Here is a 16,598-nt window from a genome sequence, read left to right on the forward strand (position 1 = left end):
CTAATTTAATCTACCTTTGCTTCTTGGAACAAACGGTTCATTATTTGTGTACGATCTGCATCAAGTGGTAGATTCCACTCTGTTTTTTTGATAATTTCTTCTGGGAAGTTTATTCCCGGGCTATTTTTGATTTCATCTGGTAAGATTTTAACTGCTTCTTCATTCGGATTACCATAAGGAATAAACTCTGATAACTCTTTACTTACTTCCGGACGTAGCAAGTAGTTAATAAATACCTCTGCAGTGTATTTATTCTTCGCCGTTTCCGGGATGACCATCGCATCTAACCACACGATTCCACCTTCTTCTGGTAAAACGAAATCTATGTTAGGATTTTCTAACCAAGCTGTTGCAGCTGCACCAGAATAGCCATGCGCAATCCAAGCTTCCCCACTTACTAAACGATCTGAAGGTGTTGCATCAAAGGCTAATACATTTGGTACTAATTCCTTTAATTTTTCTGCACCAGCTTCTAATTGTTTTTCCGTAGGATCGTTCATATCATTTCCTAACAGTTGTTGAGTCATGTTCGATACTTCTTTTGATTCTTCTAAAAGAAGTACTTTACCTGCATATTCTGGGTTCCATAAATCCTCCCAGCTAGTAGGTGGCTCTTTAATAAATTCTTTGTTATAAGCAATTCCGTCATAGCCATACATAAATGGCACGGAATATTTATTTTCAGGATCAAACGGCATATCTCGCCATGCATTTGCGATATTCTCGTAATTAGGAATATTATCGAAATCTATTTCCTGCAATAAATCATTTTCAACCATTTGTTTCACATAATAATCAGATGGAAACACCAGGTCATAAGCAACTGTTCCGCTTTGTACCTTTGTCAGCATTTCATGGTTTGAATTATATGTAGAATACACAACGTCTACTCCAAATTCTTTTTCAAAACCATCAATAACTTCCTGTGGAATATATTCACTCCAGTTAAATACAAGCAGCTCATCACTTAATTCCTTTTCCCCACCTGCATTATTGGCATCATCATCTGATCCACATGCCGCAAGAAATACAATCAACATACTAAATAATGCAAACACAAAAAACTTTTTCAATCCTTCCCATCTCCAATCATAAAATTATAGTCTATGTTATTTTTTAAGAATAACCGCATTTTTAGGACTCCAGCTTACAAAGACATCATTAGTATTCGTTAAATCAGCGATTTTATCATGTGCCTCATGAACGGTAATTTCTTTTCCATTCGGCATACTAACAACAATCTTTGTGACAGATCCCACGTATATTTTCTCTTTAAAAGTACCCTTCACATTGACAGATCCATCAAATGGCGTGTTACTAACTTGCATTTTTTCAGGACGAACCGAGATAAATACTTCTTCGTTTAACGTCACATCAGCTGTATTCGGAATTTCAAAGCTTTGTCCATCAAATTCCATCGTCGCAGATTCTCCATTTAAAGCAGTAACAGTACCTTCTAAAATATTGGTTTGGCCAATAAAGTCTGCGACAAATCGTGTCTTTGGCTGCTCATATATTTCATAAGGAAGACCAATTTGCTCGATTTTACCACTATTCATAACGACAATTCGATCAGACATAGTTAAGGCTTCTTCTTGATCATGTGTCACGTAAATAAACGTAATGTTTAAGGTCTGCTGTAAGTGTTTCAGTTCTAACTGCATTTGTTTACGCAGTTTCAAATCTAATGCTCCAAGTGGCTCATCCAAAAGCAATACCTGAGGATTGTTAACAATTGCACGAGCTATAGCAATTCGTTGCTGCTGTCCGCCACTTAATTGCTTCGGCTTACGATTCCCAAATGCTTCTAACTGAACAAGCTTTAATGCTCTTGTCACACGCTCTGTGATTTCGTCTTTGCTAACCTTTTTCATCTTTAACCCAAATGCCACATTATCAAAAACATTCATATGTGGAAACAGGGAATAGCTCTGGAACACTGTGTTCACTTCACGTTTATAAGGCTCCATCTCATCTACTTGCTTCCCATTTAATAGGATTTTTCCATTCGTTGGCTTTTCAAAGCCCGCTATCATGCGTAGCGTTGTCGTCTTACCACAGCCAGATGGACCTAGTAAGGTCAGAAATTCCCCGGCTCTGATATCTAAATTCAAGTCATCCACGACAGTTGTGTCATCGAATTCCTTCGTCACATGTTCCAATTGCACCATTTGAACACCCAACATGCATCCCTCCATTTCCGTGAGTATTTCTTACTATATGTATCGAACAGTTATGTATTTTAGCGAGTCTACCATACGTTTTACTTTTTCCTGCCTGCGCATAACTATTCTTAGAAAAAAGAATGACAATCAGTCATAATTTTAGGCATTAAAAATACACCCTTCTCTACCAGGTAAAGGATCCCATTTCATGTAAATGTCCTTCCCCGTTGGGTGCGTACTGTTAAAGGTGAAACTATATGTAATTTCATGGTTTACAGGCAATAACTACTAGCGAAAATGCCATCTTTCCTTTCAAGGCAAATATATGAGTAAATCCTTGCTTCTATCACGAAATCGCAATAAAAATTTAACAAAATCTATTTTACTACAAAAACCACAAAATGTGTAGAGAAAAATTGCAAAAGTCACCAGGAGCAAGCACCGTGCAAAAGAGGTGCCTGTCACTTCCCGGTTTTTGTCGAATTGCGCTGGGAAATTTACTTGTGTAGCTAGGGATTTCAAAAGCGGAGCGAGGAATCCCGAATGTCGCGTGAGAAGTCCCGAACTCGAATAAGGAACTCCCGAAACACGGAGGAGAAATCCCGAACCAAATCCGGAATCCCGAACCAGTTCTTAGTTAACCCGAAAGCAAACCGATTTGTGCCGAACTTCCCATAATATATCCCGAAGTATCCTCATGTTATGCCGAACCTAAAACATGTGACTACTCACCAGCAACATTCTAATCGATAACGATTGCTAGCACACGCTCGGGCACTTTACTTTTATTTACCCCCCCATTCCTCTATACTAAGTACGACGATTATATAGGAGGAATTTATTATGTCTGAATTAAAACAATTCAACCTTGCAAGAACTTCATTACTTACATTTATTGAGGATTTAGATGAAAACATTCTTGATCATCAATTCAAATACTTTGAAAACACCATGCGCTGGGAAATTGGTAATACACTATTTTTTGATGAAAAACTATTATTTGTTAGCCAAAAATCGAAAAGCATTCCTACTGAATATGCTGAGCTATTTAGTTCGGACATTAAATCATCTGATTGGAAGATTACCCCACCTACACTTGACCAATTAAAAGAAAATTTACTCGTTCAGCAAAACCGAATCAACAGCTTCGATGAACTTTTCTGGAAATCAAACGTAAAATTCAAAGTACCGCATAGCCATGTAGAAACACACGGAGATCTGTTAATCATGCTCGCACACCGCGAAGCAGAAGTACTAGGAAAATTAAAAGCAATGAAACAAGTATACGAAAACGAAAAATAAGGTGCCTGTCACCACCCGATTTTTGTCGAAAAATAGATTAGAAAAATCCTAAAAAAGCTAGCGTTTCTGTTTTAGACATTCGAAATTATGATATATCAAAAATAGAAAAACCGAGTGGCGGCAACCATTCGGTAGTAGCAATTCTAAACCGCAAAAAGCGGTTGACTATGACTAATAGATAGAACATGGAAATAACCGCCAACACCACAGTAGTGGGGGCGGTTATTTTCTATTTATCATGACGAAAATCGTAACAGCGACTGTTAAAGCCTATACCTATTGGACTTCCCTTCAAGGTTCTTTTATAGCAAAATCACATTGCCCAAAATTCACTCTTTATCTATAAAAAACCTCTTATGCTCCTCCGCCAAATCCAACAATCCAAACTCCCGCTTCTCAATCAACTTCATCAACCGCTTCGCTTCATCCCATGCTAACTCATAATCCGCCCGATCAATAACTCCCTTATTTAAAGCATCATCAAGCTCATCTACATCTACTAAAAAATGCTCGCCTGATGGCAACACAATAATATCCAAAAACAAGTCATCCATCCACGGAATGCCTTCCTCTAAGCCCGTTTCAAGGCAAATATCAATATACCACTGCACAATTTCCCCATCCGCATCAAACATCGTCGTAACGCAATACTTTTCACCACTAGGAAACTGTTGTAGCCACCAATAGCCATCGTCCACAATACATAACTTCTTCTCCCCATAATTTACATGCAATGGTTCTCGAACCTCAACGGTGTGGAGTAAACAAACATAACCTCTGAATTCTTCCGTATCAAAATAAGATTGCGCATAATCACGTTTAATGATTCGTTTCCAATCAGGGCGATTCCCATATCTTCTTTTCAACACCACAACCATCTCCCCTAAAAATAACAACGAATTAGATTATGTAGTCTCGGCCGTAGCCTTAATATCGCTGGTTTTCTTCCAAAATGCACGCGATTGGTTAACAGAATCACATGCAACTCCATTTCCGGGTCAAACCATATACTAGTTCCAGTAAAACCCGTATGACCATATGACATATCGGAAAAATAATCCCCACAAGATGAATAGGTTGGACTCTTCAATATCCAGCCAAGCCCACGATACTCCTCATCAAATGGTGTATAATTTTTCCTCGAAAGCCGCAAACCCGCTTCCGATAAAATTCGCTTCCCATTGCAAATCCCATTCTGTTCTATCATTCTAGCAAACGTTGATAAATCCTGAATAGTGGAAAAAAGTCCAGCATGCCCACTAATGCCACCCATTGATTCAGTGTTTTCATCATGGACAATACCTGCTTTATAGCCTTGTAGCTGTTCACTATACTCCATCACCGCATATCGACTTTTATCAAAGGTAGGATTAAAACCCGTCTCCATCATCCCAAGTGGTGCAAAAATCTCACGTCCAACATAATCCTCAAAGCGCTCACCAGTAATCACTTCAATCACGTGATACAACGTAATTAACCCAAGATCACTATACACCACCTTGGAACCACTAGCATTTTTCAAAGGCTGGTTACAAATCCGATCTAGTATCTGGTCTGCATTCAACTTTTCTTTAAAATACGCTATATGTGCTGGCAGTCCTGATGTATGGGTTAGCAGATGCCGAATTGTCACTTCCTCTTTTCCTCGACTGCCAAATGCAGGTAAGAAGGAAGCAACACGGTCATCTAGTCGGAGTTCCCCCACATCCATCAGCTTTAACACCGCAGGTAACGTAGCCACAACCTTCGTTAACGAAGCCAAATCAAAAACCGTATCCAGTTTCATTGGAGCTTCTGCTGGAAAAACTGACCGGTAACCAATCGCCTCCTGCAATAACACATTCCCTTGATAGGACACATGAATCACGGCACCAGGAATATGATTCAAATCGACTTCCTTTTGCAAAAATCGCAATACCTTCTCCCGCATTAGCCAATCTCCTTTTTATATGCTTTATAGCTCTTCCAAATGTCATAGCCCAACTTCTTATAAAAGTCGATAATACCAGTCCAGTCAATAATAATATCCGTCACTCCACGCTCCCGAAGAGCAGCCACTGCTGCCCGCACGACAGCCAACCCGTAGCCATTCTTCCGCCGAGAAGCAGCAACACCAAGTGGTCCAATTCCACCAACCGTATCGACATCAAACAATGGTGCCCAGTTAACATTTCCCATCATTATAGGTGACAAAGCATCATTTATCCGGCAAAATCCAATAATTTTCCCATTCTCCTTCACCACGACAAACTCCCTGCCAGTGCCACCTTTTTTAAAATAATGCATGGCTTCATACTCCCATCTACCAGGAAAGCAACGGTGCATAAAATCTAATAATGCGTCCTTTTCTCCTTCCTGTAAAAGCAAAAATTCCACATTTTGCATCGCTGGCCATGCAAGCTTTTCGCTAGCCAAATACGTACACTTCATATCATAATCGGTTACATAATGCTGGTAGTCTCGTTTTTCAAACCACCGTGCCGTTTCCTTATCCTCACTTGGTACACCAGGAAAATAATGATACGTATCTCTGCCTAACGTAATCCCCTTCATTCCTTTTTCCTTCAATACCTCTTCCGCATGCCTAAGTAACAGTGTACCAATCCCTTGCTTTCGATACGCTGAATCAACTAACAGTGCTTGAATCCAGCCAATATCATCGCGCATTTTAACTGGCGTTTCTTCCTTTACATATTTCACAATAACAAAGCCAATCACACGATCTTTCTCATTAACAACTATCCGCGAACCACCATACGAAATATTTTCATCCAAAAAGCTATTCTGCAATAATAATTCCTTACGCATTGGAAAGCGTTCCTCTAATTCCTTATTCCATAATGCTACTAGTTCTTCTAGTCTAACACTCCGCCAGGGCTTCAATTGCATCCCATTTCCTCCCATCTAATAAAATAAGCCAACCCAATTGAGTCAGCTCTTCCTATGTTGTCTTACTTCTTCTTATCATTCATCGTTATAAAATTAATTGCATCACGCGTCACATCAATGTACTCTACGGTCTCCTCATATTTCAAAGTCGCAACACGCATAAACAGGATATCAATGACCTGTAGTTGCCCAATTCGTGATGATGTTGCCCCACTGCGAAATGTCGGTTCCCGCGTTGCTGACGTATACAAACGAATATCAGCATGATCCGCCACCTTAGAACTACCATATTTCGTTAGACTAATTGTTTTCATGTTTTTCATCTTGGCAAGCTCTAATATCTTTGCAACCTCTTTCGTTTCACCCGAAAACGAAATTCCTACCACGACATCATCCTCATCACCATTTGCAACAAGTGTTGCCGCCATATGAATATCGGAAAATGCGTGGACTGTTTTGTTGATTCGTAAAAATTTCTGCTCGGCATCTTTCGCAATAATCCCAGATGCCCCCACACCAATAAAGTGAATTTTCTTCGCATGTAATAAGAGATGAACTGCTTTTTCCAGCTCATCCGTCCTGAGTAGTTCAGCAGTTTCACGAATCGTTTGGATGCTATTGTTCGTCATTTTATCAATAATTGCTTGCAACGGTTCATTTGGTTTAATATCTCGGAATCCCTCATTCGTTGTCTTTTGGATATCTCCAGCAATACGAAATTTCAAATCTTGAAACCCATTTAAATCAAGCGATTTACAAAGTCGTATAACGGCAGCACCACTTGTTTCACTTCTTTTGCCAAGTTCTTGAACAGTCAGCTTGATCGCCTCTTCAGGATGGCTAATGATATACGATGCAATCTTTTTCTCTGAGGGAGGCAACGTAGGTAACATCTCCGTTAACATCGTTAAGCCGCCAGTCATGTAAGACATGCGTTCAACTCACTTTCTCTATTCCCATTAACATTCCAGTTTCATCACATGAAATGTTCTAGTTATTTCAAATCCAGTTTTCAAATACAAATGTCCTGCTGCACTTTTCTCCCCAGTCCATAAAAACCAAGCATTATGCAGCCCCTCAGCCTTCATGCGGAATAAACATTCATGAAGCAAAAGCTTTCCAAGTCCTTTCCCTTGCTGCTCTGGATCCACACCAAACGGACCGAACCGCTCTCCAACACCTTCATACCCACCATACAAACAAAATCCTACCAATTTTTCCTGGTGCCTAGCAATTAGAATTCGCTCTAGTGGTAAAACCTGCAGGATTCCTTCTCGAATTGCCCTACCCCAATCTGGGTTAAACACTTTGTTCGCAAATTGAATTACTTCATATAAATCCTTATCCTCTGCAATAGAAAACGTATATCCTTCCGCTTCTCGCTTTGTTTTGAGCTGTTGAATATCCTCTGTCATATAAAAATCTAGTAAACTAAGGTCCATTGCAACCGGAGAATATAGTCTAGTAAATCCCTGCTTTTGCAGAAACTGATAGCCCTCTGGATAAGTAGCTTCATCCAATCCCGGTAAAATATAATTCGGTGCATAGGAAGAAAAGAATATACTTTTTCTACCATTCTCTTTTAAAAATTTTACCACATTTTGGAATAGATTTGTTCCAATTCCATTGTTCTGATACTTTTTCGCCACAAAGAAAAACGTAATCCAGCCACTATCTTCTTCCAGATCTGTTCCTATCATCGGGAGTAATCTTCTTAAGCCATATACACAACCAACCAGTCGGTCCTCATCATAGGCTAACTGTAATCCTTTTGGATCAAAGTTTGCATCCAATAAAACTAGATTCCGAAATCTACTAGCAGTTATCGGATCCTTCGGTAGACAGCTATTCCAAAGCGCAACAATGTTTTCTTCATCACCTGACTGATAACATCGGTAAGTGATCATGTTAAACTCCCCTTTTTTCTGCAATGTCAATTGCTTTTCGAACAAAACCATTTGCATCAAGAATAGCTTTCCTTGCCACGTCCACTGTAACCCCTGTTTTAATCATGACAATCGCAGGCTTTACTTCATTCTTCGTTTCATCCAATGTTTTCTTCGCATGGTCATACGGTACATTGGTGATTGTCGATACGATATTAATTGCTCTTTCCTGTAATTTGTGATTACTTACCTTCACATCTACCATCAAATTTTCATACACTTTACCGATTTTAATCATCGTTGCGGTGGTAAGCATATTAAGAACCAGTTTATGTGCGGTAGCTGCTTTCATCCTTGTCGATCCTGTAATCACCTCTGGACCAGTTTCAACCTCAATCGCCACATCGGCAAATTTGCTAATAACAGCATTTTTATTACTCGTCAAACTCACTGTTGATGCACCAATTCCCCTAGCATATTGAAGTGCCCCAGCAACATATGGAGTACGTCCACTTGCTGCAATCCCAACGACAACATCTATCTCGGTTACACCGCGTTGCCTCAGGTCATCTGCCCCCAATTGTTCACTATCCTCAGCACCTTCAACCGCCTTTTCAATTGCTCTTGTACCACCAGCCATAACCGCCTGCACCAAATCAGGTGGTGTACTATAAGTCGGCGGACATTCCACCGCATCTAAAATACCTAGTCTACCACTTGTTCCTGCCCCTACATAAAATAACTTTCCACCATTTTTCAATGAATCGTAAATTTTATTAACAGCCATTTCAACAACCGGCAATACCGCTTGCACCGCCAATGCTACCTTCTGATCTTCCTGATTAATAACCGTTAATATATCAGAAGTAGACATGCTATCAATCGTCATCGAACGCTCATTTCTCATTTCTGTCATCAAAGCTGATAAATTATTCATTTGCATACCATCCTATTTCACTTCATCCCATATAGCATGAAGTTAATTTAGTTTCCTCGTGTTTACTGTTTACTACAGTTCATTAATTTTCCGGCTGATATGTTAGGATATCTACTGATATTTCTTATTCCCTGCTGATATCCGGCCATACCTACTGATGTTTCCCATTCCCTGCTGATATCCGGCCATATCTGCTGATGTTTCCCATTCCCTGCTGATATCCTGCCATTTCTACTGATACCGCCCAAACCCGATTATTCCTTCACGCCACCCAAAGTCAATCCTTTTACAAAATGACGCTGGAAGAAAATAAATACGATGATCATTGGAATCGAAGCGATAGCAGCTCCACTCATGAGTAGCTTGAAATCTGCTAGATTAGCATCCTGTAACGTTTTTAGTCCAACCGGTAATGTATACAATTTCGCACTATTTAATACGATAATTGGCCATAGGAAGGAGTTCCATACGTTCATAAATGTAAATATCCCTAATGCTGCTAATCCTGGTCTAGCAAGGGGTAAGACAATACTCCAATACGTTTTCCATTCACTTGCCCCATCGATTTTAGCCGCTTCCAATAATTCATCTGGAATCGAGAACATGAATTGCCGCATTAAAAACACCCCAAATACCATCGATAAATCCGGTAAAATTAGCGCCCAATGCGTATCCATTAAATTTAAATCACGGATCATAATGAACATCGGAACTAGCGTTACCTGTGATGGGATCATCATGGTGGAAATAATTAACCAGAAGATAAAATTTCGTCCCGGAAACTTCTTCTTTGCTAGTACATATCCGGCCATCGAATCAAATAATAGTATTCCAATCGTCACCACTACACCGATGTACAAACTGTTAATAAACCACATTCCCATATTATTTTGCTGGAATAATCGTTTAAAACCGGAAAACATATCGGTTACAATTTTATCCATCACGTCACGGTGATAGGCTTCTTGTTCCGTATCCCCTATTTTTTCAGCTTCCCTTGCTTTTCCCCAATGCTCAAAATACTCTGGTATTCCAACTGGAAACATCTTTGGTGGATTGGCATTCACATAGGAAGTCGGACGATCTAGCTCCTCGTCCTGATAACTACTTAACTGAACAGAAGTACTAAACACCCAGTACAATGGCAAAAGGGAAATAACAGCTGCCGAGATTAACAATATATAGACAATCGTCTTCTTCAAACTAAATCGCTTATTCATGTATTTCCCTCCTACTCGTCATGGCGTAATGCTCTGTATTGGAGAATTGATACCACTAAAATGATGAAAAATAAGACAACAGATTGTGCCGCAGCCAAACCAAACTCAAAATCTCGGAAACCAGTTTTATAGATTAAGTGCACTAATGTTTCCGTTGCATACCCAGGACCGCCACCAGTCATTAAAATGATTTGCGTAAATACCTGGAAGGAACCAATCGTACTTAGTAGCGTTAAATACACCGTCGATGGCTTTAACATCGGAATTGTGATTCGCATCCATTTCTGAAATGCATTAGCACCATCAATCGTTGCGGCTTCGTATAAGGAATCAGATATGGAGCTCATCGAAGCTAAATATAAGATAATCCCAACACCAAATGGTATAAGCATTTGCATAATAATAATTGCTGATAAAGCTGAATCTGTTTGACCAAGCCAGTTAACCGAATCCATCCCAAACCAACCGATAACATGATTAAATAAGCCAAACTCATAGTTATACATCCATCGCCATACCATCGCAATGATGACCATCGATGTCACTGTAGGTAAATAGAATGCCGCTCGGAAAAAGCTTTGCGCAAACCTACCTAACGAATGAATGAGCGATGCAGCAATTAAAGCGGTAATAACATTGAATGGTACCGTTATTACTGTATAGATGGATGTATTGAGAAGTGCTTTCTTAAAGGCATCACTTTCAAACACCTGCATATAATTAGCAAACCCAACGAATACGTTCGAATCCATAATGCGGTATTCTTGAAATGATAAAACAAACGCCCAAACAACCGGTATGGCGATAAAGATAACAAATAACATTAATTTTGGGAGTAAAAAGAGGTATGCTGCATAGTTTTTTCGCATCAAATACCCAGTTCTTTTTAAACTCTTTCCAGCACTTTTCATTGAATTTTTAATTGATGTAGTAGATCCGTCCAAATTTCTCCCTCCCCGCTGTCCTTTTCACTATGTAAAGCCTGATAAAGAATTACCAATATCACTATCCGATGAAGAAAAGCTGGTAGACTCTGGAATCCCAAAGTCTACCTTTCATCCCTACTCTAGCAATGCTTCCACCTCAGGTTTAGCAGTAGCCATTGCTTCTTCAGCGGTTTTCTCACCGTTAAATACAAGCTGCAATTCACGTTGAATAATTTCATCAATCTTCTTCCACTCTGGATGACGCGGTAGCATCACCACTTGTGAAGACATTTCTTGTGCACGTGCCATTTCTGGATTATCTGCATATGGATCTTGTTCTGCTGCACTAATGCGAGCTGGGAAGATACCATACTCTTGCGCCATTAGGAATTGCTCATCTGTATCAGAAATGAATTTCATGAACTCCGCGACAACTTCCTTCTTCGCATCACTTTCTTGCTTAAACATCGTCCAACCACCGACACCACCAATTGTAATTGGCTCTCCGGTTGAACCAGTTGGATAATTGGCTACCATAAAGTTAGTTGGATACGCGGATTGAGCAGATGTAATCGCCCAAGTAGCCCACGGTTCCATTGCTACAGTACGTTGCTCTTCACTTGCCCATGCTTGGAAGGTACCTCCAACATCAGCACCACCCATTGAAACTGGGGCAACACCATCCTCAAGCTTCAAATCTGCAAGTGCTTGAATAGCTTCAATTGCTTCGGGTGAATCAAAGGTAAACTCCGATAAGTCATCACTTAAAGGCTGTGCTCCATTCATGTAGAAAAATGGCCATGCTTCATAATAGCCAGGCATGATATACGTCGAAAATCCATAAACATCCATTTCGCCATCACCATCACGATCAAATGTTAATTTCTCAGCTGTTTCAACGAATTCATCCCAAGTCCATTCTCCATTTGCAGGTGGTTCCACACCAACCTCTTCAAACAAATCTAAGTTTAACAACATCGAATGAACGGTTAGTGAGTTTGGAATACCGTATAATTTATCATTGTACGTATACGCATCAAGTGCATTGTCATAGAAATCACGTAACTCATCCTCTGTAAAGAAATCATTCAGAGGCTCCACAACACCTTGTTCGATATGATCAATGCTCACAGCACTTCCACTAATATCCACTGGTGCAATATCTGGCCATGATTGACCGGCAATATTAACCCCTAGTTTATCTGGCATCTCAGCCCAAGGAACCTGTACCAACTCAATCTCTACCCCTTCATGAGCAGCTTCAAATTCCTCAATTTTTTCTTCTAACCAGAAATATTTATTCCCTTCACCATCTTCACCAGATGTATCCCCCTCTTTTGCCCAACGAGGTCCATCCCAGATTGTAATCGTTCCAGTCCAGTTACCATCTGCATCTGTCTCACCAGATGAATCATTGTTACAGGCACTTAATACAAGTACACATGCCAATAACAGCATCAAAAACAGTTTCATTTTTCCTTTCATGGTTACTTCCCCCTACTGTTAATTTTCAATCGTTCAACAAAAATGGATGAATGCTTGAAATTATTCACCTCCTTCAGCAGACCCCCATGCTACTTTTCCCATCATGACTTTCGATTCTGCCCCAGTAGCTGCTGGTAAATTATTCGTTCTTTTATTCAAATACTGATAGCCTAGCAACGCGAAAACCATTGCTTCTTTTGCATCAGCAGGCATCCCAATGTCATCGGTTTTATGTACAGTTATCATTTCTGGCATGTGCCTTTTAATAGCGTTCATTAATGTTGTATTATTACTACCTCCACCACTGACAAAAACCTCCCGAAGCTTTACTTGCATAGCATAGCGATTTAGTTCATTTGCCAGTGTAACCGCAGTTAATTCGGTAATTGTCGCAATTCGGTCTTCAAAACTAATCGACCGTTCCTCCGCCTCATCCCAAAGTTTACGGGCATATTCCTCCCCGAAAAGCTCTCTTCCAGTGGACTTCGGTGGTTGCTGTGCATAATACGGCTCTAGCAATAATTTCTCCAGCCATTCTAGGTTCGTTTTGCCTTTTGCCGCGATGAAGCCGTCTTTGTCATAAGCTTGTTTACCATTCGTCATTCGTTTAGCAAAATAATCAATAATCATGTTACCAGGACCTGTATCATATGCCTGAACATCAGACTCCTTACAATTTGCTGGTAGTACCGTTATATTGGAAATTCCACCGATATTCACGAGCACACGACCAATTGCTTTTTCACGAAATAATAGAAAATCAGCATAAGGCACAAGTGGTGCTCCTTGACCACCAGCAGCCATGTCTCGTGTTCGAAAGTCTCCTACCGTTGTAATACCAGTTCTTTCGGCAATCATACTAATATCCCCAATTTGTAGTGTAGCTGTTACGTTCTCACCAGCTATATCAATCCCAATGGGCTGATGGTAAATGGTTTGACCATGGGAACTAATAAAGGCGATCTCTTCCCTTCGAAGACCAGCACCCTGTATCCCTTTTAACGCTGCATCTGCATATAACTTACCCAGTAACATATTCATACTTGCTATCAGTTGGATCGTGGCACTAGTCAGATCGCAAAGTGCTAATAGGTGCCGCTTAATGTCAGCTGCATATGGAAAGGATTCAAAATACGTCAATTCGAGCTGGATCGTTTCTTTCTCTACTATCCTTACGACAGCTATATCTATACCATCTAAAGAAGTACCTGACATAATTCCGACTGCATAGCAATCATCTTGCTGCATTGGCATCATTATTCTCCCTTCTTCTCAGGAAGCGTTACTGGTAGTTTTCCTTTTACAGTCACCTTTCCAAATACTGCTTCCACTGCTACCTTTAGTGCTGGTGCTGTAAACTCGTAAGTGGCAATATATGCTGGAACATCTGGCAAATATGAAATATCATAGGGACTTCTTGTCGCAATTACCACGATTTGTGGATTTTCTTGAAATAGCACTTTAACCAGTTCGATTTGTTTGTCTCTTGGCTTTACCGAAAGCGTACCTACGATAATGGCTTGGTAATCCTTTGCAATTAACTTAAGATTGCTTATCTCTTCAGCTGTTGGCGGATTGGAAAGCTCAAAAATCTCGGTATTTTCATGTAGTTTATGTACAGTTTCTCCGAGGGAAAACGTCGCATAGCGCTTATCCTCTACTTGCATTGCATAGCTGTTTTCAGGGTATACGACCAAAACACGACTATCTTCTACAAGATTAAGTGGTAGTAGCTCTTGCTCGTTTTTCACCAAAGTAATGCCTTGCTTGTAAAGTTCAAATGCTTCTACTTCATGAAACTTACTGCCAACATCGGTTGGCACGACTGGGGTAGCTGCTAGTGGAATATCCTCCCAGGTTAAATAGTCAGCCTTCAATCGCTTCACACGTTCATAAGCTGTATCTAATTCTCCTTCCGTAATTTCACCAGACTGGACTGCTGCTTTGACAAGACTTAATGTTTCATATTGTCTGGATTGAAGATGCGAGACCATAATCAAGTCTACTCCTGCTTTTAAGGCGGCAACTGCCCCTTCTGCCGTACCGATACCTTCTGAAATTGCATTCATCTCCATGCAATCAGTTGTCACTACGCCAGTAAACCCTAATTCTTCTCTTAACAAATCTGTAATAACCTTTTTTGATAAGGTGGCTGGTACACCTGGCTGTTTTTCAATCGCAGGAAAATATACATGTGCCGTCATCACCGTATCTGCCCCTTGTTCCATCACCTCGATAAACGGCTTCAGTTCAATCTGCTTCAACCGTTCCATATCATGGGCAATCGTTGGTAAATCGAGATGTGAGTCAACATTTGTATCCCCATGTCCCGGAAAGTGCTTTAAGGTGGTAATAACGCCAGCATCCTGCATCCCTTTAACTGCCTGTTTACCAAACGCAGCAACCATCTCCGCAGATTCGCCATAAGATCGCACGCCAATAACTGGATTGTCTGGATTATTATTCACATCCAAAACAGGCGCCAAATTCCAATTTATCCCAAGCGATTTTAGTTCACGACCAGTCAAGAGTCCTGTTATATAAGCATTTTCACTTCTACCTGTTGCCCCAAGTAACATAGAACCCGGAAAGATAGTAGCCCCTTCTCCTAGCCTACGAACAACACCATTCTCTTGATCTATACAGATGAGTAACGGTTGTTTATGACCCGATTCTTTGGCTACCTTTTGTAATTCTGTCGTTAAAGCAAGAACTTCTTCTGTCGTACCAATATTTCGCCCAAAAAGAATTATGCCACCAACATGCTGTTGCTGAATAAGCTTCTTTATCTCTGGTGTTGCTGTTTTTCCTTTAAAGCCAAAAACCATTAACTGGCCAATCTTTTTATCAATCGTCATCTCCATGACCTATACACCGCCCTTTTTCTATAGCTCAAATCCCGGAATAGAGCTTCCTTTTCGCGTGTTGCTGCCAATTGGGAACTTCAATGTTTGCCCATAGGTTGTTCGCATTAAACAGCCTCTCATGGTTCCAAGCGCTTTATAATAGTCATAGTAACGGAACGAAGTGGAATTCATAATAAACCAGTATTGAGATAATGCTTCCAGATACGTATCAAACTCTTCTGAAACATCAACATAAATATCTGGCTCATAGCCCTGCATATCCTCCCAGTTTTCACTATGAAGCATTCTTGATAACGAATGTGGTGGTAACCCATCGATATCAAACCCTGGCAATGCCGCCTTTAACCATGCTGCCTGTGTAATCTTTGGACAAAGGGCATGATCGGGATGCATACTATTTACCCAATGAGTAATGACAATCGTTGGCTTTAGTTCCCGAAAAAGCTTGGCTACAGCTGTTACTGTTTCTTCATCTTCCTTCAACTCTGCATCCTTATAACCTAATGTAATGCTTTTAGCCCCGAGTATAGCTGCCGCTTTTTCTGCCTCTTTAATTTTTTGTTCCCGATAATCCTCCACCGAAATATGTGTAGGATTTCCCTTTTCCCCTGCAGTTAAATGTAAAAATGTCACCTCATGTCCTGCTTTTGCATATTTATGGGCAATTGCGCCTGCCTGAATCTCAGCATCCCCACAATGAGCACCAATTACCATTACGTGATGTTTTCCATTCATGTCTGCACCTCTTCCTATGGATATGACTTGATGTAATCGCTTACATACTTTTTTTGAGCGAAATAAAATACCTTATCGAAGCCTTATAGAAGAAGAACTTATATTTTCTGAATAATGTAACACTATCATTATACAATAAATCCGATAAATTAAAATACTAATTCATATTTTTTTATATTTTTTCGG

At 40.2% G+C, this 16,598-nt stretch carries 15 protein-coding genes; 1 reads left to right on the plus strand and 14 read right to left on the minus strand.

Annotated elements, in window-relative coordinates; all coding sequences use genetic code 11:
- Positions 1-5 precede the first annotated feature (5 nt).
- Together JF53_RS06945 and JF53_RS06950 are read right to left on the minus strand one after the other, a co-directional pair.
- Entirely contained in the window at positions 6-1,073 is a 1,068-nt protein-coding gene (locus JF53_RS06945; RefSeq protein ID WP_053071834.1) for an ABC transporter substrate-binding protein, read from the minus strand.
- Positions 1,074-1,109: 36 nt separating this feature from the next.
- The gene (locus tag JF53_RS06950; protein ID WP_236686922.1) at positions 1,110-2,198 is read right to left on the minus strand and encodes an ABC transporter ATP-binding protein; all 1,089 of its coding nucleotides are present in this window, start codon (positions 2,196-2,198) and stop codon (positions 1,110-1,112) included.
- An 810-nt stretch (positions 2,199-3,008) separates the two neighbouring features.
- Between JF53_RS06950 and JF53_RS06955 the strand changes: the two genes are divergently transcribed.
- The gene (locus JF53_RS06955; protein ID WP_047979883.1) at positions 3,009-3,467 is read left to right on the plus strand and encodes a DinB family protein; all 459 of its coding nucleotides are present in this window, start codon (positions 3,009-3,011) and stop codon (positions 3,465-3,467) included.
- A gap of 329 nt (positions 3,468-3,796) precedes the next feature.
- Here the strand turns inward: JF53_RS06955 and JF53_RS06960 are convergent, their stop codons facing one another.
- From JF53_RS06960 to JF53_RS07020, 12 genes are all read right to left on the minus strand, one after another.
- Positions 3,797-4,345 carry a DUF402 domain-containing protein gene (locus tag JF53_RS06960; protein ID WP_047979884.1) on the minus strand — a complete coding sequence of 183 codons (549 nt, stop codon included), beginning with the start codon at positions 4,343-4,345 and terminating at the stop codon, positions 3,797-3,799.
- Between the two features lie 5 nt (positions 4,346-4,350).
- Positions 4,351-5,397 carry a serine hydrolase domain-containing protein gene (locus JF53_RS06965; protein WP_047979885.1) on the minus strand — a complete coding sequence of 349 codons (1,047 nt, stop codon included), beginning with the start codon at positions 5,395-5,397 and terminating at the stop codon, positions 4,351-4,353.
- Positions 5,397-6,356 carry a GNAT family N-acetyltransferase gene (locus tag JF53_RS06970; RefSeq protein ID WP_047979886.1) on the minus strand — a complete coding sequence of 320 codons (960 nt, stop codon included), beginning with the start codon at positions 6,354-6,356 and terminating at the stop codon, positions 5,397-5,399. Before JF53_RS06970 ends, JF53_RS06965 begins: the two co-directional genes overlap by 1 nt.
- Before the next feature lie 62 nt (positions 6,357-6,418).
- Positions 6,419-7,288 (minus strand): MurR/RpiR family transcriptional regulator, encoded by an 870-nt coding sequence (locus JF53_RS06975; RefSeq protein WP_047979887.1) that lies wholly within the window; start codon positions 7,286-7,288, stop codon positions 6,419-6,421.
- 27 nt (positions 7,289-7,315) lie between these two features.
- Positions 7,316-8,263 (minus strand): GNAT family N-acetyltransferase, encoded by a 948-nt coding sequence (locus JF53_RS06980; RefSeq protein WP_157052470.1) that lies wholly within the window; start codon positions 8,261-8,263, stop codon positions 7,316-7,318.
- Between the two features lies 1 nt (position 8,264).
- Positions 8,265-9,185, minus strand: coding sequence for an N-acetylmuramic acid 6-phosphate etherase (gene murQ / locus JF53_RS06985; RefSeq protein ID WP_053351198.1), 921 nt, complete (start codon positions 9,183-9,185; stop codon positions 8,265-8,267).
- A 248-nt stretch (positions 9,186-9,433) separates the two neighbouring features.
- Positions 9,434-10,399 carry a carbohydrate ABC transporter permease gene (locus JF53_RS06995; RefSeq protein WP_047980619.1) on the minus strand — a complete coding sequence of 322 codons (966 nt, stop codon included), beginning with the start codon at positions 10,397-10,399 and terminating at the stop codon, positions 9,434-9,436.
- An 11-nt stretch (positions 10,400-10,410) separates the two neighbouring features.
- Positions 10,411-11,343 carry a carbohydrate ABC transporter permease gene (locus tag JF53_RS07000; RefSeq protein WP_236686923.1) on the minus strand — a complete coding sequence of 311 codons (933 nt, stop codon included), beginning with the start codon at positions 11,341-11,343 and terminating at the stop codon, positions 10,411-10,413.
- A gap of 117 nt (positions 11,344-11,460) precedes the next feature.
- Positions 11,461-12,810: an extracellular solute-binding protein gene (locus tag JF53_RS07005; RefSeq protein WP_047980618.1), complete on the minus strand. Its 1,350-nt coding sequence runs from the start codon at positions 12,808-12,810 to the stop codon at positions 11,461-11,463.
- A gap of 60 nt (positions 12,811-12,870) precedes the next feature.
- Positions 12,871-14,067: an anhydro-N-acetylmuramic acid kinase gene (locus JF53_RS07010; RefSeq protein WP_047980617.1), complete on the minus strand. Its 1,197-nt coding sequence runs from the start codon at positions 14,065-14,067 to the stop codon at positions 12,871-12,873.
- On the minus strand, positions 14,067-15,674 hold the full coding sequence (nagZ, locus tag JF53_RS07015) for a beta-N-acetylhexosaminidase (RefSeq protein ID WP_047980616.1): 1,608 nt from the start codon (positions 15,672-15,674) through the stop codon (positions 14,067-14,069). Before nagZ ends, JF53_RS07010 begins: the two co-directional genes overlap by 1 nt.
- Positions 15,675-15,695: 21 nt before the next feature.
- The gene (locus tag JF53_RS07020; protein ID WP_047980615.1) at positions 15,696-16,412 is read right to left on the minus strand and encodes a PIG-L deacetylase family protein; all 717 of its coding nucleotides are present in this window, start codon (positions 16,410-16,412) and stop codon (positions 15,696-15,698) included.
- Between the last annotated feature and the right edge of the window lie 186 nt (positions 16,413-16,598).

It is taken from the genome of Ornithinibacillus contaminans (assembly GCF_001038425.2).
GTDB lineage: Bacteria > Bacillota > Bacilli > Bacillales > Amphibacillaceae > Ornithinibacillus > Ornithinibacillus contaminans.

Excerpts from the sequence above, each read along its gene's own strand:
- JF53_RS06955 (WP_047979883.1), top strand. The coding sequence starts at position 3,009 with ATGTCTGAATTAAAACAATTCAACCTTGCAAGAACTTCATTACTTACA.
- JF53_RS06995 (WP_047980619.1), bottom strand. The coding sequence starts at position 10,399 with ATGAATAAGCGATTTAGTTTGAAGAAGACGATTGTCTATATATTGTTA.
- JF53_RS06960 (WP_047979884.1), bottom strand. The coding sequence starts at position 4,345 with ATGGTTGTGGTGTTGAAAAGAAGATATGGGAATCGCCCTGATTGGAAA.
- JF53_RS06975 (WP_047979887.1), bottom strand. The coding sequence starts at position 7,288 with ATGTCTTACATGACTGGCGGCTTAACGATGTTAACGGAGATGTTACCT.
- nagZ (WP_047980616.1), bottom strand. The coding sequence starts at position 15,674 with ATGGAGATGACGATTGATAAAAAGATTGGCCAGTTAATGGTTTTTGGC.
- JF53_RS07010 (WP_047980617.1), bottom strand. The coding sequence starts at position 14,067 with ATGATGCCAATGCAGCAAGATGATTGCTATGCAGTCGGAATTATGTCA.
- JF53_RS07020 (WP_047980615.1), bottom strand. The coding sequence starts at position 16,412 with ATGAATGGAAAACATCACGTAATGGTAATTGGTGCTCATTGTGGGGAT.
- JF53_RS06970 (WP_047979886.1), bottom strand. The coding sequence starts at position 6,356 with ATGCAATTGAAGCCCTGGCGGAGTGTTAGACTAGAAGAACTAGTAGCA.
- JF53_RS06980 (WP_157052470.1), bottom strand. The coding sequence starts at position 8,263 with ATGATCACTTACCGATGTTATCAGTCAGGTGATGAAGAAAACATTGTT.
- JF53_RS06965 (WP_047979885.1), bottom strand. The coding sequence starts at position 5,397 with ATGCGGGAGAAGGTATTGCGATTTTTGCAAAAGGAAGTCGATTTGAAT.
- murQ (WP_053351198.1), bottom strand. The coding sequence starts at position 9,185 with ATGCAAATGAATAATTTATCAGCTTTGATGACAGAAATGAGAAATGAG.
- JF53_RS06950 (WP_236686922.1), bottom strand. The coding sequence starts at position 2,198 with ATGGAGGGATGCATGTTGGGTGTTCAAATGGTGCAATTGGAACATGTG.
- JF53_RS07005 (WP_047980618.1), bottom strand. The coding sequence starts at position 12,810 with ATGAAAGGAAAAATGAAACTGTTTTTGATGCTGTTATTGGCATGTGTA.